At 69.4% G+C, this 18,421-nt stretch carries 19 protein-coding genes; 6 read left to right on the top strand and 13 right to left on the bottom strand.

Annotated features, from left to right (window positions below; all coding sequences use genetic code 11):
- The first annotated feature begins 74 nt into the window (after positions 1–74).
- Genes ACF07V_RS22625 through ACF07V_RS22615 form a run of 3 tightly spaced genes read left to right on the top strand, consistent with a single transcriptional unit; the run spans position 75 to position 2,194 of the window.
- Complete coding sequence (locus ACF07V_RS22625; protein ID WP_392156615.1) at positions 75–848, top strand: ABC transporter ATP-binding protein; 774 nt, start codon at positions 75–77, stop codon at positions 846–848.
- 10 nt (positions 849–858) lie between these two features.
- Entirely contained in the window at positions 859–1,608 is a 750-nt protein-coding gene (locus ACF07V_RS22620; RefSeq protein ID WP_392156613.1) for an ABC transporter permease, read from the top strand.
- A 13-nt stretch (positions 1,609–1,621) separates the two neighbouring features.
- A complete protein-coding gene (locus ACF07V_RS22615; RefSeq protein WP_392156612.1) occupies positions 1,622–2,194 on the top strand; it encodes a cob(I)yrinic acid a,c-diamide adenosyltransferase in 573 nt (190 codons plus the stop codon).
- Here ACF07V_RS22615 and ACF07V_RS22610 read toward each other — a convergent pair.
- Positions 2,111–2,734 (bottom strand): hypothetical protein, encoded by a 624-nt coding sequence (locus tag ACF07V_RS22610; protein ID WP_392156610.1) that lies wholly within the window; start codon positions 2,732–2,734, stop codon positions 2,111–2,113. The two genes, ACF07V_RS22615 and ACF07V_RS22610, sit on opposite strands and share 84 nt — an antisense overlap.
- A 137-nt stretch (positions 2,735–2,871) precedes the next feature.
- On the opposite strand from ACF07V_RS22610, the gene ACF07V_RS22605 reads away from it, so the two are divergent.
- The 3 genes from ACF07V_RS22605 (at position 2,872) to ACF07V_RS22595 (ending at position 6,674) form a co-directional block, all read left to right on the top strand.
- Positions 2,872–4,068: a sensor histidine kinase gene (locus tag ACF07V_RS22605; protein ID WP_392156609.1), complete on the top strand. Its 1,197-nt coding sequence runs from the start codon at positions 2,872–2,874 to the stop codon at positions 4,066–4,068.
- The gene (locus ACF07V_RS22600; RefSeq protein WP_392156608.1) at positions 4,065–4,703 is read left to right on the top strand and encodes a response regulator; all 639 of its coding nucleotides are present in this window, start codon (positions 4,065–4,067) and stop codon (positions 4,701–4,703) included. The genes ACF07V_RS22605 and ACF07V_RS22600 overlap by 4 nt, the downstream gene beginning before the upstream one ends.
- A 210-nt stretch (positions 4,704–4,913) precedes the next feature.
- Entirely contained in the window at positions 4,914–6,674 is a 1,761-nt protein-coding gene (locus ACF07V_RS22595; protein ID WP_392157051.1) for a glycosyl hydrolase family 18 protein, read from the top strand.
- Positions 6,675–6,728: 54 nt separating this feature from the next.
- Here ACF07V_RS22595 and ACF07V_RS22590 read toward each other — a convergent pair whose 3' ends face one another.
- The 12 genes from ACF07V_RS22590 to glyA all read right to left on the bottom strand — a co-directional run bounded on the left by ACF07V_RS22590 (position 6,729) and on the right by glyA (position 18,095).
- Entirely contained in the window at positions 6,729–7,175 is a 447-nt protein-coding gene (locus ACF07V_RS22590) for a DUF2550 domain-containing protein (RefSeq protein ID WP_369146544.1), read from the bottom strand.
- A 146-nt stretch (positions 7,176–7,321) separates the two neighbouring features.
- Entirely contained in the window at positions 7,322–7,696 is a 375-nt protein-coding gene (locus tag ACF07V_RS22585; protein ID WP_392156606.1) for a F0F1 ATP synthase subunit epsilon, read from the bottom strand.
- A 112-nt stretch (positions 7,697–7,808) separates the two neighbouring features.
- Positions 7,809–9,251, bottom strand: coding sequence for a F0F1 ATP synthase subunit beta (gene atpD, locus ACF07V_RS22580; protein ID WP_392156604.1), 1,443 nt, complete (start codon positions 9,249–9,251; stop codon positions 7,809–7,811).
- Positions 9,251–10,168 carry a F0F1 ATP synthase subunit gamma gene (locus tag ACF07V_RS22575; protein WP_392156603.1) on the bottom strand — a complete coding sequence of 306 codons (918 nt, stop codon included), beginning with the start codon at positions 10,166–10,168 and terminating at the stop codon, positions 9,251–9,253. Before ACF07V_RS22575 ends, atpD begins: the two co-directional genes overlap by 1 nt.
- Before the next feature lie 20 nt (positions 10,169–10,188).
- A complete protein-coding gene (gene atpA, locus ACF07V_RS22570) occupies positions 10,189–11,784 on the bottom strand; it encodes a F0F1 ATP synthase subunit alpha (protein WP_392156602.1) in 1,596 nt (531 codons plus the stop codon).
- A 150-nt stretch (positions 11,785–11,934) separates the two neighbouring features.
- Positions 11,935–12,750: a F0F1 ATP synthase subunit delta gene (locus ACF07V_RS22565; RefSeq protein WP_392156600.1), complete on the bottom strand. Its 816-nt coding sequence runs from the start codon at positions 12,748–12,750 to the stop codon at positions 11,935–11,937.
- Positions 12,747–13,292: a F0F1 ATP synthase subunit B gene (locus tag ACF07V_RS22560; RefSeq protein ID WP_030688900.1), complete on the bottom strand. Its 546-nt coding sequence runs from the start codon at positions 13,290–13,292 to the stop codon at positions 12,747–12,749. The genes ACF07V_RS22565 and ACF07V_RS22560 overlap by 4 nt, the downstream gene beginning before the upstream one ends.
- Before the next feature lie 41 nt (positions 13,293–13,333).
- Entirely contained in the window at positions 13,334–13,600 is a 267-nt protein-coding gene (atpE, locus tag ACF07V_RS22555) for an ATP synthase F0 subunit C (RefSeq protein WP_024761915.1), read from the bottom strand.
- A 91-nt stretch (positions 13,601–13,691) separates the two neighbouring features.
- Positions 13,692–14,501, bottom strand: coding sequence for a F0F1 ATP synthase subunit A (atpB, locus tag ACF07V_RS22550; protein ID WP_392156599.1), 810 nt, complete (start codon positions 14,499–14,501; stop codon positions 13,692–13,694).
- 225 nt (positions 14,502–14,726) lie between these two features.
- Complete coding sequence (locus ACF07V_RS22545; protein ID WP_329851533.1) at positions 14,727–15,140, bottom strand: hypothetical protein; 414 nt, start codon at positions 15,138–15,140, stop codon at positions 14,727–14,729.
- A gap of 265 nt (positions 15,141–15,405) precedes the next feature.
- Positions 15,406–16,740 carry an MraY family glycosyltransferase gene (locus ACF07V_RS22540; protein ID WP_392156598.1) on the bottom strand — a complete coding sequence of 445 codons (1,335 nt, stop codon included), beginning with the start codon at positions 16,738–16,740 and terminating at the stop codon, positions 15,406–15,408.
- A 107-nt stretch (positions 16,741–16,847) separates the two neighbouring features.
- Positions 16,848–18,095, bottom strand: a complete 1,248-nt coding sequence (gene glyA, locus ACF07V_RS22535) for a serine hydroxymethyltransferase (RefSeq protein ID WP_392156597.1) — start codon at positions 18,093–18,095, stop codon at positions 16,848–16,850.
- Positions 18,096–18,421 lie beyond the last annotated feature (326 nt).

Genomic DNA, 18,421 nt, shown 5'->3' with positions numbered 1-18,421 from the left:
CTCCCTGAAATTTCGGTGCCTCTGAATTTTTGGTGGCGTTGCAAAATTTCAGTGACTCTGTTTTTGTGGTCGCCATGCCCATCATCAGCACGTCCGGGCTCGCCCGGACCTTCTCGACCAAGAACGGCCCCGTGGAGGCCGTCCGGGGGATCGACCTCACCGTCCGGCCCGGCGAGATCCTCGGACTCCTCGGCCCCAACGGCGCCGGCAAGACCACCACCCTCCGGATGCTCACCACGCTCCTCCCGCCCACCGGCGGCGCCGCCACCGTCGCGGGCCACGACCTCGTCCGCGATCCCGCCGCCGTACGCCGGCGCATCGGGTACGTCGCCCAGTCCGGCGGCCTCGACCCCCAGGAGACCGTCCGCTCCGAGCTCGTCATGCAGGGCAGGCTCTACGGCCTGGACCGGACGACCGCGGCGGCCCGCGCCCAGGAGCTCGCCGCCGACCTCGGCCTCACCGAGCTCCTCGACCGCGGGACCCCGGCGCTCTCCGGCGGCCAGCGCCGCCGGCTCGACCTCGCGATGGGGCTCACCCACCGCCCCGAGGTCCTCTTCCTCGACGAGCCGACGACCGGCCTCGACCCCGGCAGCCGTGCCGACCTGTGGGCGCTCGTGCGGCGGCTGCGCGACGAGCACGGCACCACCGTCGTCCTCACCACGCACTACCTCGACGAGGCCGACGCGCTCGCCGACCGGCTCGTCGTCGTGGACAAGGGCACGGTCGTCGCCGAGGACAGCCCCGCGGGCCTCAAGGCCGCGCACGGCGTGACCACCCTCCAGGAGGCCTTCCTCGCCGTCACCGGCCGCGGCCCCGCCCCCGTCGACACCACCCCCGTAGCGGTCTAGGAGACCCGTGATGCTGCTCCGCGACACCGCGCTGCTCTTCGGGCGCTACGCCCGCCAGACCCTGCGCTCCCCGTTCCAGATCTTCTTCGGCGCCCTGATGCCGCTGCTCTACCTCCTCTTCTTCGGACCGCTGCTCACCGGCCTCCCGCTGGGCCGCGAGGGCGACTCCTGGCAGATCCTCGTCCCCGGACTGCTGCTCCAGCTCGGCCTCTTCGGCGCCTCGTTCGCCGGCTTCTCGATCATCATGGAGAAGAACTGGGGCGTGTTCGACCGGATGCGGGTCACCCCGGTGAGCCGCCTCGCCCTGCTCCTCGGCCGGGTCCTGCGGGACGCCGCGCTCTTCGTCTTCCAGGCGGTCCTGCTCGTCCTGGTGGCGATCCCCATGGGCCTGCGGGCACCGGTCGCCGGGATCCTCGCCGGCTTCGGTTTCGTCGCCCTGCTCTCCGCCGCCCTCGCCTCGCTCTCGTACGCGCTGGCCCTGAAGCTGCGCACCCCGCAGGAGTTCGGACCCGCGATCAACACGCTCGCGATGCCGGCGATGCTGCTCTCGGGCCTGATGCTGCCGATGGCCCTCGCCCCCGGCTGGCTCGACGTGGTCTCGCACCTCATGCCGTTCCGCTATCTGGTGGACGCGGTGCGGGAGGCGTACATCGGCCACTACACGACGCCGACCATGCTGTACGGGGTGCTCGTCGCCCTCGGACTGACGGCGCTCGCCGTGACGGTCGGCACACGCACGTTCCGGAGCGCCGGGGCGTAACTACGCTGGACCCATGGTCAATCTGACGCGCATCTACACCCGTACCGGCGACAAGGGCACCACGGCGCTCGGCGACATGAGCCGGACCGCCAAGACGGATCTGCGGATCTCGGCCTACGCCGACGCCAACGAGGCCAACGCCGCCATCGGGACGGCCATCGCCCTCGGCCGGCTCGACGAGGAGCTCGTGAAGGTCCTCGTCCGGATCCAGAACGACCTCTTCGACGTGGGCGCCGACCTGTGCACGCCGGTGGTGGAGAACCCCGAGTACCCGCCGCTGCGCGTGGAGCAGGGCTACGTCGACAAGCTGGAGGCCGACTGCGACCGCTTCCTGGAGCAGCTCGACAAGCTGCGCTCCTTCATCCTGCCGGGCGGCACGCCCGGTGCGGCCCTGCTGCACCAGGCGTGCACGGTGGTCCGGCGGGCGGAGCGCTCCACCTGGGCGGCCCTCGAAGTGCACGGCGAGACGATGAACGCCCTGACCGCCACGTACCTCAACCGGCTATCGGACCTGCTCTTCATCCTTGCCAGGACGGCGAACAAGGAGGTCGGGGACGTGCTCTGGGTCCCGGGCGGGGACCGCTGAACCCTCGTCCGGGTCCTTCTTCCGCCAGACGAGGTAGCTGAGCGCGATCAGGCCGTGGATGCCCACGGCCCGCCACGCGGCGAACATCCAGCTCCACAGGCTGTCGGTGTTCCCGTCGTCGCCGACGTACCACACGGCGAGCAGCAGCAGGACGGTGGCGACGGCGCCGCCGGCCAGGGAGCCCAGCCAGATCCTGCCCTCGTGGCGGGCGCGCGCCATGCCGTACCTCGGGGGCTTCGGGGGCGGCGGCGCGCCGCCGAGGCGGTGGGCGGCATGACCGTCGAGCCACTTCACGGTGCGGTGGCCGTGGCCGACGGTGTAGCCGATGTAGAGCGCGGCGAGGCCGTGCTCCCAGCTGGGGTCGGCACCGTTCTTGAGGTCGATCGCAGTGACGACGAGGAGGACGACCTCCAGGGCCGGCTCGCACAGCAGCAGCGCCATACCCGTGCGGGGCATCCTCAGGAGGTAGCGGGTGGCGAGGCCGGCGGCCAGCAGGACCCAGAAGCCGACCTCGCAGAGCACGATCAGCGTGACGATCACGGCGGTTCCCCTTTCGGTGCCCCTTCAGCGTCCCGTGGGGCCGGGCCCGGTTCGTCGTCGCCGGTGAGGAACCGCTTCTACATCCTTCGGCGGAGGGACGGATCGGCCCGGGCGAGGAGGTTCCGGCCCGGTGCGGCATGTTGGATGAGTACGTGACACTCCCCCGCCCGCACCGCGTCGACCTGCTCATCGCCGCCACCGGTCTCCTCGGCGGCCTGCTCCTCTGGTCGTTCGGTCTGCACACCCAGGTGGACCGGCTGTTCACCCAGCGCTGGGCGACGCTCGTGCCGCTCGTGGTGATGGCCGGGTGCGAGGCGATGCGCCGGACGGCGCCCAGGGCGGCGCTGACGGTCGGCACGCTCGCGATCGTCGCGGACCAGTTCACGTACGGAAGCCTGGCGACCGTCCTGATGTTCACGGACGTCGTCTACGCGGCCGTCGTGTACGGGCCGACCGCCCACGCCCGCCGCGTCCCCTACTCCACCGGTCTCGTGACGGTCGGGGTGACGATCGGCTTCCTCGTCTGGTGGCAGAACGCGTACGCGCTGCTCGTCGGGGTCATCACCGGCATGATCTCCTTCCTCCCCGCGATCACGGGCGCGATCGTCCGCAACCACCGCGAGGCGGCGGACGCCGCCCGGCTGCGCGCCGAACAGACCGCGCTGCTCGCCGAGATGGACCGGGCGCAGGCGGTGGTGGCGGAGCGGGCCCGGATGGCGCGCGAGCTGCACGACATGGTGGCGAACCACCTCTCGGCGATCGCGATCCACTCCACGGCCGCGCTCTCCCTCGACGAACCGGCCACCACCCGGCAGGCGCTGACGGTGATCCGGGAGAACAGCGTGGCGGGTCTCACCGAGATGCGGCGGCTCATCGGACTGCTGCGGGACAGCGGCGGGGACGCGGAGCCGGGGGCGGTGCCGAGCCTCGACGCACTGGACGGTCTGCTCGACCGCGCCCGCACGAACAGCTCGTCCGGCGCTCTGGAGTTCGTCCTGGAGGACACCCGGCCCGCGGACGGCGCCGCCCTGCCGGCGCCGGTGGAGCTGGCCGCGTACCGGATCGTGCAGGAGTCGCTGACCAACGCGGTGAAGCACGCCTCGCCCGGTACGGTCACGGTGCGGGTCGGCCGCGGCGACGGGGTCCTGACCGTGGCCGTCGACTCGCCGTACGGCAGACGGCCGGGGCCGTCGGCGCCGGGGACGGGTTCGGGTCTGGTGGGCATGCGGGAGCGGGCGGAGCTGCTCGGCGGGGAGTTCCGGGCGGCGGCCGCGGGAGCGGTCTGGCAGGTGCGGGCCGTACTGCCCGCCGAGGAGAAGGCGGGGAACGCATGACGATCCGGGTGGTCGTGGCCGAGGACCAGTCGGCGGTACGGGCGGGGCTCGTGCTGATCCTGGGCAGCGCGCCCGACATCGAGGTGGTCGGCGAGGCCGCGGACGGCGAGCGGGCGGTGGAGCTGGCGCGCGAACTGCGCCCGGACCTGGTCCTGATGGATGTGCAGATGCCCCGGATGGACGGGGTGACGGCGACCCGACTGGTGGTGTCGGAGGGTCTCGCCGACGTGCTCGTCCTGACGACCTTCGACCTGGACGAGTACGTCTTCGGGGCGCTGCGCGCCGGGGCCTCGGGCTTCCTGCTGAAGGACACGGACGCGAAGGACCTGATCACGGCGGTGCGGACGGTCGGGCGCGGCGAGGGCCTGATCGCCCCTGCGGTGACGCGGCGGCTGATCGCGGAGTTCGCGGCCCCGAGCGGTCCGGTGGCTGACTCCGCCGTACTGGACGTACTGACACCCCGGGAGCGGGAGGTGCTCTCGGCGCTCGGCCGGGGTCTGTCGAACGCCGAGATCGCGGTCCGTCTGGACATGGCGGAGGCGACGGCGAAGACACACGTCAGCAAGGTGCTCGGCAAGCTGGAGCTGCGCAGCCGGGTCCAAGCGGCCGTGCTGGCACAGGAGTTGGGGGTTTAGAAGAACTTTGCCGACGCTGGTCTGGACCTCTTGACGATTGGTCCAGACCTTCCTACGCTCGCGGGGCGCGCGCATCTCCACGGACCACCCCCACCTTGTCCGTCCGCAACTTGAGGAGCACCGTTGAGCACTCAAGCACCGACGCGCAGAGCAGGGTTCAGACACCGGACCGCCGCCGGACTGACCGCCCTGATCCTGCCGCTGGCCGCCATGGTCGGCCTCGCCTCCCCCGCCGAAGCCGCCACCTCGGCCACCGCGACCTACACCAAGACCCAGGACTGGGGCACCGGCTTCGGCGCCAACTGGACCATCAAGAACACCGGCACCACCACCATCAACTCCTGGACCGTCGAGTGGGACTACCCCTCCGGCACCTCGGTCACCTCCGCCTGGGACGCCACCGTCACCAGCTCCGGCACCCACTGGACCGCCAAGAACGTCGGCTGGAACGGCACCCTCGCCCCCGGCGCCTCCGTCTCCTTCGGCTACAACGGCGCGGGCCCGGGCGCGCCCAGCGGCTGTAAGATCAACGGCGCTCCCTGCGACGGCACCACCCAGCCGGGCGACAACCCGCCCTCCGCCCCCGGCACCCCGGTCGCCTCGAACATCACCGACACCTCGGCGAAGCTCACCTGGACCGCGGCCACCGACGACAAGGGCGTCAAGAACTACGACGTCCTGCGCGACGGCACCAAGGTGACCACCACCACCGGCCTCACCTTCACCGACAGCGGTCTCACCGCCGGCACCGACTACGCGTACACCGTCGTCGCCCGCGACACGATCGACCAGACCGGCCCCGCCGCCGGCCCGGTCGCCGTCCACACCACCGGCGGAGGCGGCGGCCAGCCCCTCCCGAACGCCGTGAAGATGGGCTACTTCACCAACTGGGGCGTCTACGGCCGCAACTACCACGTGAAGAACATCGTGACCTCGGGCTCCGCGTCCAAGATCACCCACATCAACTACGCCTTCGGCAACGTCACCGGCGGCAAGTGCACCATCGGCGACTCCTACGCCGACTACGACAAGGCCTACACCGCCGACCAGTCCGTGGACGGTGTCGCCGACACCTGGGACCAGCCGCTGCGCGGCAACTTCAACCAGCTCCGCAAGCTGAAGAAGGCCTACCCGAACATCAAGATCCTCTGGTCCTTCGGCGGCTGGACCTGGTCCGGCGGCTTCGGCCAGGCCGTGCAGAACCCGGCCGCCTTCGCCCAGTCCTGCTACGACCTGGTCGAGGACCCGCGCTGGGCCGACGTCTTCGACGGCATCGACCTGGACTGGGAGTACCCCAACGCCTGCGGTCTGTCCTGCGACACCAGCGGCGCGGCCTCCTTCAAGAACATGATGCAGGCCATGCGCGCCAAGTTCGGTGCGAACGCCCTGGTCACCGCGGCCGTCACGGCCGACGCCTCCACCGGCGGCAAGATCGACGCCGCCGACTACGCGGGCGCCGCGCAGTACATGAACTGGTTCAACGTCATGACGTACGACTTCTTCGGCGCCTGGGCGGCGCAGGGCCCGACGGCCCCGCACTCCCCGCTCACCTCGTACGCCGGCATCCCGCAGCAGGGCTTCAACTCCGCCGAGGCGATCGCCAAGTTCAAGGCGAAGGGCGTCCCCGCCAACAAGCTGCTGCTCGGCATCGGCTTCTACGGACGCGGCTGGACCGGCGTCACCCAGTCGGCCCCCGGCGGCACGGCGACGGGCCCCGCGCAGGGCACGTACGAGCAGGGCATCGAGGACTACAAGGTCCTCAAGAACTCCTGCCCGGCCAACGGCACCGTCGCGGGCACCGCGTACGCCCACTGCGGCACCAACTGGTGGAGCTACGACACCCCCGCCACCGTCAACTCGAAGATGAGCTGGGCCAAGAACCAGGGCCTCGGCGGAGCGTTCTTCTGGGAGTTCAGCGGTGACACCAGCAACGGCGAGCTGGTCGGCGCCATCAACACCGGCCTGAACTAGCGCACAACGAAGAAGCGGGGACGGCGCAGCACGCCGTCCCCGCTTCCTCATGCCCTACGCGACATTGACCCTCTGCCCCGGAGGCGCCGCCTCCAGCCAGGCCATGAAACCCGTCCGGGCGTCCTCGCTCATCGCGAGCTCCAGGCGGACGCCCTCGTACATACAGGGCTGGATCACGGCGTCGGAGAGCAGCGCGAGCTCCTCCTCGCCCTCCGGCATCCGGCGCTCCAGGGCCACGATGGACGAGCGCTCCAGCACCCGGCGCGGGCGGGGCGCGTACGAGAAGACACGGAACCAGGCGATCTCGTCACCGCTGTAGCGGGCGACGCCGTACACCCAGCCCTTGCCGGTCGGATCCGGCTCGTCGGGGATGTTCCAGCGCAGCGAACAGTCGAAGGTGCCGCCGGCGCGCTGGATCAGTCTCCGGCGCAAGCCGAAGACGAAGAGCCCGATCACCACCAGTGCGACGACCAGGCCGCACACGAGCAGAGCGAGGAACATCTTCACCGACCTCCTCGCTGCGTCCCGTAGCCGGCACCGCCGGCAGAACCGAATACAACCTGCATCTGCATCGCCTCAGCCGCGACACGGTCCGGAAAATTCCGGATCGTGCCGCGGCTGAGGGCACTCCTGCTCGGCGCGGTCCGCTAGCGGACCGATACCGCGCGCAGCCGGACCTCGGCGCGCCGCTCGGCGGCGGCGTCCGACTCCGTCTTCGCACGCTCCAGCGCGCGCTCGGCGCGCTGGGCGTCGATCTCGTCCGCCAGCTCGCAGATCTCCGCGAGCAGAGACAGCTTGTCGTCGGCGAACGAGATGAATCCGCCGTGGACGGCGGCGACGACGGTCGCGCCCTCGCTCGTACGGATGGTCACCGGGCCCGACTCCAGCACACCGAGCAGCGGCTGGTGGCCGGGCATGACGCCGATGTCGCCGGAGGTGGTACGCGCGATGACCAGGGTGGCCTCGCCGGACCAGACACTCCGGTCCGCGGCGACCAGCTCGACGTGCAGCTCAGCAGCCAAGGGTGGCTCCTCGGGTCACCACCCGGCGGTCGTGCCGGGTGTTGGGGTCAATTCTAGGGGGCGTGGAGAGGGGGACGAGACGGATCCCGTCCCCCTCGGGCGAGCACGGGGCTCAGGAGACGCCGAGCTCCTTGGCGTTGTTCTTGAGGTCCTCAAGGCCACCGCACATGAAGAACGCCTGCTCCGGGAAGTGGTCGAACTCACCGTCGCAGATCGCGTTGAACGCGGCGATCGACTCGTCGAGCGGAACGTCCGAACCGTCCACACCGGTGAACTGCTTCGCCGCGTGGGTGTTCTGGGACAGGAAGCGCTCGACACGGCGGGCGCGGTGGACAACGAGCTTGTCCTCCTCGCTCAGCTCGTCGATACCGAGGATCGCGATGATGTCCTGGAGGTCCTTGTACTTCTGCAGGATTCCCTTGACGCGCGTGGCGGCGTCGTAGTGGTCCTGCGCGATGTAGCGCGGGTCCAGGATCCGGGACGTGGAGTCCAGCGGGTCCACGGCCGGGTAGATGCCCTTCTCGGAGATCGGACGGGAGAGAACCGTCGTCGCGTCGAGGTGGGCGAAGGTGGTCGCCGGCGCCGGGTCCGTGAGGTCGTCGGCGGGGACGTAGATCGCCTGCATCGAGGTGATCGAGTGACCACGGGTCGAGGTGATGCGCTCCTGGAGGAGACCCATCTCGTCGGCCAGGTTCGGCTGGTAACCCACCGCGGAGGGCATACGGCCGAGCAGGGTCGAGACCTCGGAACCGGCCTGCGTGAAGCGGAAGATGTTGTCGATGAAGAACAGCACGTCCTGCTTCTGCACATCGCGGAAGTACTCCGCCATGGTCAGACCGGCGAGGGCCACACGGAGACGGGTGCCCGGGGGCTCGTCCATCTGGCCGAAGACCAGCGCGGTCTTGTCCAGAACACCGGACTCTTCCATTTCCGCGATGAGGTCGTTGCCCTCACGGGTGCGCTCGCCGACGCCGGCGAAGACGGAAACGCCCTCGTGCAGCTTGGCCACACGCATGATCATTTCCTGGATCAGAACGGTCTTGCCGACACCGGCACCACCGAACAGACCGATCTTTCCACCCTTGACGTACGGGGTGAGAAGGTCGACGACCTTCAGGCCGGTCTCGAACATCTCGGTCTTCGACTCGAGGTCCGCGAACGCCGGGGCCTTGCGGTGGATGGACCAGCGCTCGCTGACCTCCGACTCGGCCTCGGGCTCGTTCAGGATCTGGCCCAGCGTGTTGAACACGCGACCCTTGGTGACGTCACCGACGGGCACCGTGATGCCGTCGCCGGTGTCGACCACGGGGGCCTGGCGGACCAGACCGTCGGTGGGCTGCATCGAGATGGTGCGGACGATGCCGTCACCGAGGTGCTGCGCGACCTCGAGGGTCAGCGTCTTCAGCGCGCCGTCCTCGGCCGGGTCGGCGACCTGGACGTGGAGGGCGTTGTAGATCTCCGGCATCGCGTCGACGGGGAACTCCACGTCGACGACCGGGCCGATGACCCGGGCGACGCGGCCCGTGGCGGCGGCCGTCTCAACAGAGGTCGTCATTACTTGTCACTCCCCGCGGTCGCGTCGGCCAGGGCTGCGGTGCCACCGACGATCTCGCTGATTTCCTGGGTGATTTCGGCCTGTCGGGCCGCGTTGGCAAGTCGGGAGAGGTTGTTGATCAAGTCTCCCGCGTTGTCGGTGGCCGACTTCATCGCGCGGCGCGTGGCGGCGTGCTTGGAGGCAGCCGACTGGAGCAGCGCGTTGTAGATCCGGCTCTCGACGTAGCGCGGCAGGAGGGCGTCGAGGACGTCCTCCGCCGACGGCTCGAAGTCGTACAGCGGGCGGAGGGTGTCCGGCTCGCCGGCCTCCTTCGCCACCTCGTCGAGGCTGAGAGGCAGCAGCCGGGCCTCGACCGCCGTCTGGGTCATCATCGAGACGAACTCGGTGTAGACGATGTGGAGCTCGTCCACACCACCCTCGGCCGTGTCCTTCTCGATCGCCTCGATCAGCGGGGCCGCGATCTTCTTGGCGTCCGCGTAGCTGGGCTCGTCCGTGAAGCCCACCCACGTGTCGGCCATCGCCCGCTCACGGAAGTTGAAGTGCGAGACACCGCGGCGACCGACGACGTAGATGTCGACAGCGCGGCCCTCACCCTCCAGCTTCTTGATGAGCAGTTCCGCCGCCTTGATGGCGTTGGAGTTGAAGGCGCCGGCCAGACCGCGGTCGCTCGCGAGGAGCAGGACCGCGGCACGGCTCGGGTTCTCCGCCTCGGTGGTCAGCGGGTGCTTGTCGTTCGCACCCGTGGCCACCGCCGTGACCGCGCGCGTGAGCTCGGTCGCGTACGGAGTCGACGCCTGCACCTTGCGCTGCGCCTTGACGACACGCGAGGCGGCGATCATCTCCATCGCCTTGGTGATCTTCTTCGTCGCGGTGACGGATTTGATGCGACGCTTGTAGACCCGGAGCTGCGCTCCCATGAGTCAGGTCCCTTCCGTCGTCACTTCGAGACGTTGACGGCGGGAGCGTCCGCGCCGAGCAGCTTGCCGTCAGAGGTCTCGAACTGCTGCTTGAACTCCGCGATGGCGTCGGCGACGGCGGTCAGCGTGTCGTTCGACATCTTCTTGCCCTCACGGATGGAGGTCATGAGACCGGAGTGGTTCTGGCGCAGGTACGCCAGGAGCTCGGCCTCGAAGCGACGGATGTCGGCGACCGGGACGTCGTCCATCTTGCCGGTGGTGCCGGCCCAGACCGAGACGACCTGGTTCTCCGTGGGCATCGGCTGGTACTGAGCCTGCTTGAGCAGCTCGACCATGCGCTGACCACGCTCCAGCTGCGCCTTCGAGGCCGAGTCCAGGTCGGAACCGAAGGCCGCGAAGGCCTCCAGCTCACGGAACTGGGCCAGGTCCACGCGGAGGCGGCCGGCGATCTGCTTCATGGCCGGGTGCTGGGCGGAGCCACCGACTCGGGAGACCGAGATACCGACGTTCAGGGCCGGACGCTGGCCGGCGTTGAACAGGTCGGACTCCAGGAAGCACTGGCCGTCGGTGATGGAGATGACGTTGGTCGGGATGAACGCGGAGACGTCGTTGGCCTTCGTCTCGACGATCGGCAGACCGGTCATCGAACCGGCACCCAGCTCGTCCGAGAGCTTCGCGCAGCGCTCGAGGAGACGGGAGTGCAGGTAGAAGACGTCACCCGGGTAGGCCTCACGGCCCGGCGGGCGGCGCAGCAGCAGGGACACGGCGCGGTAGGCGTCGGCCTGCTTCGACAGGTCGTCGAAGACGATCAGGACGTGCTTGCCCTGGTACATCCAGTGCTGACCGATGGCGGAACCGGTGTACGGCGCCAGGTACTTGAAGCCGGCCGGGTCGGACGCCGGGGCGGCGACGATCGTCGTGTACTCGAGCGCGCCGGCCTCTTCCAGGGCGCCGCGAACGGACGCGATGGTCGAGCCCTTCTGGCCGACGGCGACGTAGATGCAGCGAACCTGCTTGTTCACGTCGCCCGAGCGCCAGTTGTCGCGCTGGTTGATGATCGTGTCGACGCACAGCGCGGTCTTGCCGGTCTGACGGTCACCGATGATCAGCTGACGCTGACCACGGCCGACCGGCGTCATGGCGTCGACGGCCTTGTAGCCGGTCTCCATCGGCTCGTGCACCGACTTACGGGCCATAACGCCCGGGGCCTGCAGCTCGAGGGCGCGGCGGCCCTCGGTCGCGATCTCGCCGAGACCGTCGATCGGGTTACCGAGCGGGTCGACGACGCGACCCAGGTAGCCCTCACCGACACCTACGGAGAGGACCTCGCCGGTGCGCTGCACCGACTGACCCTCCTCGATGCCGCTGAACTCGCCGAGGACGATCGCACCGATCTCGCGCTCTTCGAGGTTCAGCGCGAGACCGAGGGTCCCGTCCTCGAACTTCAGCAGCTCGTTCGCCATGGCCGAGGGAAGACCCTCGACCTTCGCGATGCCGTCACCGGCCAGGCTGACCGTGCCGACCTCCTCGCGCGAGGCCGCGTCCGGCTGGTACGACTGGACGAAGTTCTCCAGTGCGTCCCGGATCTCCTCCGGCCGGATCGTGAGCTCCGCCATCTGGGTTCCCTGCTCTCCTTGTTGGGCCCGAAGTTTCTTAAGGGGTCTGGGGGCCGACCCCCAGGAATCTTCTGCAATCTCTGCACGGCCCAACCGGGCCGCTGGTGATGCTGTGTTGCTGTACTGCTGGTGCTGCTGTGGTCGCTGCCGTCAGCCGGCCAGTCGACGGGTCGCCTCGCCGAGGCGCTCCGCGATGGAACCGTCGATGACCTCGTCGCCGACCCGCACCGTGATCCCGCCGAGGACCGCGGGGTCCACGTCCAGGTTCAGGTGCATCTCGCGGCCGTACAGCTTCGCCAGTACGGCACCGAGGCGCTGCTTCTGCCGGTCCGACAGCGGCACCGCCGAGGTGACGACGGCGACCATCCGGTCCCGACGCGCCGCGGCGAGCTTGGACAGGGACTCGAGTCCCGCTTCCAGGCTACGTCCCCGGGGCTGGGTCACCAGACGGACGACCAGACGCTCGGTGGTCGCGTGGGCCTTGCCGCCGAGCAGGTCACGCAGCAGCGCGCCCTTCGCGGTGGCCGTGGCGGCCTTGTCCGTCAGCGCCGAGCGGAGCTCGGTGCTGGAGGACACGATCCGGCCGAACCGGAACAGCTCGTCCTCGACGTTGTCCAGGGCGCCCGCCTTCTGCGCCGCGGTGAGGTCGGCGGTGTTCGCCAGTTCCTCGGTCGCGTCGACCAGGTCACGCGAGCGCGACCAGCGGGAGCGGACCATGCCCGAGACCAGGTCGACGGTCTCGCCGCCCACCTGTCCGCGCAGGAGTCGCTGCGCGAGCTCGGCCTTGGCCTCACCCGACTGCGCGGGGTCGGTCAGGACCCGGCGCAGCGACACCTCGCGGTCGAGCAGCACGGTGACTGCGGCCAGCTCGTCCGCGAGCTTCGTCGCGTCGACCGGCGTGTTGTCGGTCAGCGCGTCGAGGGACTCACGGGCGGCGGACAGTGCCTCGCGGCTCGCTCCGTTCATCGGACAGCCTCGGCCTTCTCCTCGAGCTCGTCGAGGAAGCGGTCGATGGTGCGGCTCTGGCGGGCGGCGTCCTCGAGGGACTCGCCGACCAGCTTGCCGGCCAGGTCGGTGGCGAGCTTGCCCACGTCCTGACGCAGCGACGCAGAGGCGGCCTTGCGGTCGGCCTCGATCTGCGTGTGGCCGGCCGCGATGATCTCCTCGCGCTGGCGCTGGCCTTCCGCCTTCATCTCCTGGATGATCGCGGTGCCCTGCTCCGTCGCCTCCTGGCGAAGACGCGCGGCCTCGTGGCGGGCCTCGGCGAGCTGGGCCTTGTACTGCTCCAGCACACTCTGAGCCTCGATCTGGGCCGACTCGGCCTTCTCGATGCCACCCTCGATGGCCTCACGGCGCTCGTCCAGAACCTTGTTGATGTTCGGGAGGAGCTTCTTGGCGAGGAAGCCGAAGACGATGACGAAGGCGATCAGGCCGATGACGAGCTCGTCGAGATGCGGGATCAGAGGAGGCTGAGGCTCCTCCGCTGCCGCAAGAAGCAGAGCGTTCACATCAGTGCCTTCCGTAAAAAGAATCGGGCAGTCGGTCCGGCTTACTGGTAGACGAAGCCCATGACGATGCCGATGAGGGCGAGCGCCTCACAGAAGGCGAAGCCCATGATCTGGTTGGTACGGATGAGACCGGCGGCCTCGGGCTGGCGGGCGAGCGCCTGCGTACCGTTACCGAAGATGATGCCGACGCCGACGCCGGGGCCGATCGCGGCGAGGCCGTAACCGATCGACGCGACGTTGCCGACGACGTTGGTCTTGGCGCTGCCACCTTCGGCGGCAAGGTTGATCATGTCGAGAGCAGCGGACATGCCGTTACTTCCTTCTCTGTTCAATGACCCGATGGGGGTTGGCCACCGGACGACTGATGGTTTCGGGGGTGGAGCTACGGGGCCGGGAGGCTCAGTGGTGCTCGGAGAGCGCGCCCTGGACGTAGCTGCAGGCCAGGAGGACGAAGACGTACGCCTGGACGGCCTGGATGAAGAGCTCGAAGGCGGTCATCACGAGGACCATCACGAACGAGGCGCCGGCGTAGACGAAGCCCAGGCCGTTCATGAGGTACCAGGTGGCCAGCGAGAACATCACGATCAGCAGGTGACCGGCGAACATGTTCGCGAACAGTCGCACCGCGTGCGTGAAGGGCCGGATGAGGAGGTTCGAGAAGAACTCGAGGACGACGACCATCGGGAGGATGGCACCGAGGGACTTGTCGTAGCCGACGATGTTCTTCCAGCCGCCCACGAAGCCGTGCTTCTTGAAGGTGAGCGAGATCCACATGAAGTACACGATCAGCGCGAGACCGGCCGGGAAGGCGATCAGCGAGGTGACCGGGAACTGGGCGAGCGGAATGATCGACCAGAGGTTCATGATCCAGACGAAGAAGAACAGCGACACCATGAAGGGGACGTACTTCTCGCCGTCCTTCTTGCCGATGATCTCGTAGACGATGCCGCGGCGCACGAAGTCGTAACCGGCCTCGCCGACCATCTGCATCTTGCCGGGGATCAGCTTGGGCTTGTTGAAGGCGGCCCAGAAGAACCCGACGACCACGATGGAGCCGAGAACGGCGAGCAGCATCGGCTTGGTGATCTCGATGCCGGCCACCGTGGCGATGGGCTCGTACATGAACGTGTGCAGGCCCGGCGCCGGGAAGCCACATCCAGAGAAGATGTGGCAATCCGGGTCGAAGGCAAGCGTCTGGTCAGCACTCACCGCGGGCTCCTTCAGCGTGGCGCATAGGTACGGCAACCTCGTTGTGTCGGCGCGGCGCGCAGCCGCGGGTCGGCACTGGACTGGTCTTACGAATAAGGGGGCGGCGGTTCGGCATCGAGCCTCTCGCTGGGACAGGCGCCGTTTCGGATGCCCGCGTCCGCAGTGCCGCAGTTGGCACCGGACGATAGCAGGAAGCCGAACGCGGCTTTATCCCGGCCCTACCCTTCACGACTTGGACCCCGTGTTTCCGGGGTCGATGTACGTGATCTTGGCCTTCATGTAGGCCCGGGCCTGTGCGGCGACCCACACCACGGTCGTCGCGAGCAGCGTGAAGGCGAAGGCCTTGAAGTCGAACAGCGTCGTGTTCTTCAGCAAGGCCAGGAAGATGAAGAGCACCAGCAGCTGGGCCGTGTAGAGCATCAGCCCCATGGCCTGGAAGAGGTGCGGAAGCGACTTCGCCGTCCGCTGGAGAACCAGCTGCCCGATCCCCATGAAGAGGAGGACCACCAGGGTGCCGACGACGGCACCGAGCGCACCCTTGCCACCGGCGACCACCCCGCTGATGACCGTGGCGACGGCGCCGACGGCTGCGGTGGGTACGGCGGTGTGCAGAAGGATGCGTGCGTCGTTCGACGGCATGGCGGTGTCTCCGCTTGCTCTTGGAGGGGGCGATGGTGTCGTCATGGACGAGCGTAAGCCCGGTCCGAGGTGGGTCTCGGGGCCAACAGACCGTCGCACTACGGTCTTTCGGCACTGTCGCCGGGTCTCGTGAACCGTATCACAAACTATTTGAATAGGTCTTTACCCATAAGGTGTGCCAACGGTCACACATGAGAGTGACCCTGCGCGTGTGTGCGCGACAGGGGGGCACCTTGTCTGCTATTGGCCCCGAATGGGGCTTTCGTCAACCGCGCGCCCCGGCCTTACTTCTGTCGGAGAAGCGCGAACGGTGACCGATGGCGGTCGCCCCGTTGACCCCGGCGGGCACCGGCTCCCGCTCCTCCTCGACCGTCTCGACGGCCCCGGCGGCCTCCGCGGCCCCGTGCGCCCCGGCCGGCACGACGGCCGGCTTGCGGCGGCGGTAGCGGGGCGGCACGACGGACTGGGCCCAGCGGGGGGCGCGCGGCGTGAAGCGCGGCAGCAGGAGCAGCACCAGGCCGATCGCGCTCAGCGCGACGACCCCGAGGACGATCCACATCGACGTCGAGTGGACCGAGTAGGCCAGCGTGCCGAAGGCGATGAGCGCCGACCAGAAGTACATGATCAGCACCGCGCGGCTGTGCGAGTGCCCGATCTCCAGGAGCCGGTGGTGCAGATGGCCGCGGTCGGCCGCGAAGGGCGACTGGCCCTTCCAGGTGCGGCGCACGATCGCGAGGATCAGGTCCGCCATCGGGATCGCGATGATCGTGAGCGGCAGCACGAGCGGGATGAAGACGGGCAGGGCGGCGTGCGTGGCCTGCCGGGTGGAGCCCTCGAAGAGCTTCAGCACGTCCGGGTCGACCTGGCCGGTGATCGAGATGGCGGAGGCCGCCAGGACCAGGCCGATCAGCATCGAGCCCGAGTCGCCCATGAAGATCCGCGCCGGGTGCATGTTGTGCGGCAGGAAGCCCAGGCACATGCCCATGAGGATGGCGGCGAAGAGCGTCGCGGGGGCGGCAGCCTCGATCGTGTAGCCGTACCAGAGGCGGTACGCGTACAGGAAGAAGGCGGCGGCGGCGATGCAGACCATGCCGGCGGCGAGACCGTCGAGGCCGTCGACGAAGTTCACGGCGTTGATGGTGAGGACCACCAGGGCGACCGTGAGGAGCGTGCCCTGCCAGGGGGTGAGCGCGACCGTGCCGACACCGGGGATCGGCAGCCACAGGATCGTCAGACCCTGCGCGACCATCACGCCCGCCGAGATCATCTGCGCACCCAGCTTGATGAGCGCGTCCAGCTCGAACTTGTCGTCGAGGACACCGATCAGCCAGATCAGCGCGGCGCCGGAGAGCAGTGCGCGGGGCTCGTTGGACAGCTCGAAGACACTGCTCAGGTTCTGCAGGTGGTCGGCGACGAGGAGTCCCGCGCACAGCCCGAAGAACATGGCGATGCCACCGAGCCGCGGAGTCGGTTCTCGGTGCACGTCGCGGGCGCGGATCTCCGGCATCGCGCCGGTCGCGATGGCGAACTTCCGCACCGGACCGGTGAGCAGATAGGTCACCGCGGCCGTGACACAGAGCGTCAGCAGGTAATCACGCACGGGCTGCCCCACAGGAATCGCTGGCCATCTCAGCCCCACACCCTAGCCGTGCCGTCCATGTGCTTGGAGACACACGTGCCTCCCGAACGGTTGCGCTCGGTCTCCCGTCAGGGCCCATACGGGGGAAATCGGGAGGTCAGCTCCCGTACTTCCGCACGTACCCGAGCCGTTTCCGCGGCGTCGTCCCGCAACGCGACGGTGAACAGTGCGGCAATTCTCGCCATCTCCGGGGCGCCCATGCCCTGCGTGGTGACGGCGGCGGTGCCGAGCCGGATCCCGCGCACCTCCCCGTAGGGCAGGGCACAGGTGTCGAGCACCATGCCGGCGGCGGCCAGCCGGGCGCGGGCGGTGCGGCCGTCGACACCGAGCGGGGTGGGATCGGCGGTGATGAGATGCGTGTCCGTGCCGCCCGTGGTCAGCGCGAAGCCCTCGGCGGCGAGCGCGGCGGCGAGGACCCTGGCGTGTTCGACCACCTGATGGGCGTACGTGGTGAACGCCGGGGTGGACGCCTCGCCGAAGGCCACCGCCTTCGCCGCGATGGTGTGCATCTGGGCGCCGCCCTGGGTGAACGGGAACACCGCCCGGTCGATCCGCCCCGCGAGCTCCTCGCCGCACAGGATCATTCCGCCGCGCGGCCCGCGCAGCACCTTGTGCGTCGTCGCGCAGACCACGTCGGCGTACGGGACGGGGCTGGGGGCCGCTCCCCCGGCGACGAGGCCGATGGGATGGGCCGCGTCCGCGATCAGATACGCGCCCACCTCGTCGGCGATCTCACGGAAGATCGCGTAGTCGAGGTGGCGGGGATACGAGATCGACCCGCAGACGATCGCCTTGGGACGGTGATGGCGGGCGAGGGCGGCGACCTGCTCGTAGTCGACGAGCCCGGTCTCGGCGTCGACGCCGTACGGGACGAAGTCGAACCAGCGGCCGGAGAAATTGGCGGGCGAACCGTGCGTGAGGTGCCCGCCGTGCCCGAGCCCCATGGCCAGAACCGTGTCACCGGGCCTGAGAAGGGCCGCGTACGCCGCCAGGACGGCCGAGGAGCCGGAGTGGGCCTGGACGTTCGCGTGGTCGGCTCCGAAGAGCGCGGTGGCCCGCTCGACGGCGATCCGCTCGACGGCGTCGGCGTACTCGCAGCCGCCGTGGTGCCGGGCGCCCGGATACCCCTCCGCGTACTTGTTGGCGAGCGGCGATCCGAGGGCGGCGAGGACGGCGGGCGACGTGAAGTTCTCGGCCGCGATCAGCTGCAGACTGTCGGCCTGCCGCCGCGCCTCACCGAGCAGCACATCGGCGACCTCGGGGTCCTGCCGGCGCAGGACGTCGAGTTCCTCATCGGGGGGCGCGGTGACCGGCATGCCACCAATGTAGGCGCGCCCCCGCACCCCCGCCCGCTGGAGGAACCCAGCCGGAGGACCACCTTCACAACGCCCGTCAGGGCCGTGACCACCGGGACTCCGTCCTCGACGCGCCCCTCGCACCGCTCGGCCCCGCAGGGCCTCCCGGGCTTCGGGACGCTGCGGCGGCCTCCGACCGCCGAGCGGGGCCGAGGCCCTCCCCCCGCGCCGCCGTCAACGGCGGGCGCTCACGCCCGTCAGGGCCGTGACCACCGGGACTCCGTCCTCGACGCGCCCCTCGCACCGCTCGGCCCCGCAGGGCCTCCCGGGCTTCGGGACGCTGCGGC

It is taken from the genome of Streptomyces sp. NPDC015661 (genome assembly GCF_043077765.1).
In the GTDB taxonomy this organism is placed as follows: domain Bacteria; phylum Actinomycetota; class Actinomycetes; order Streptomycetales; family Streptomycetaceae; genus Streptomyces.
This window is presented reverse-complemented; position numbering and strand designations above follow the sequence as displayed.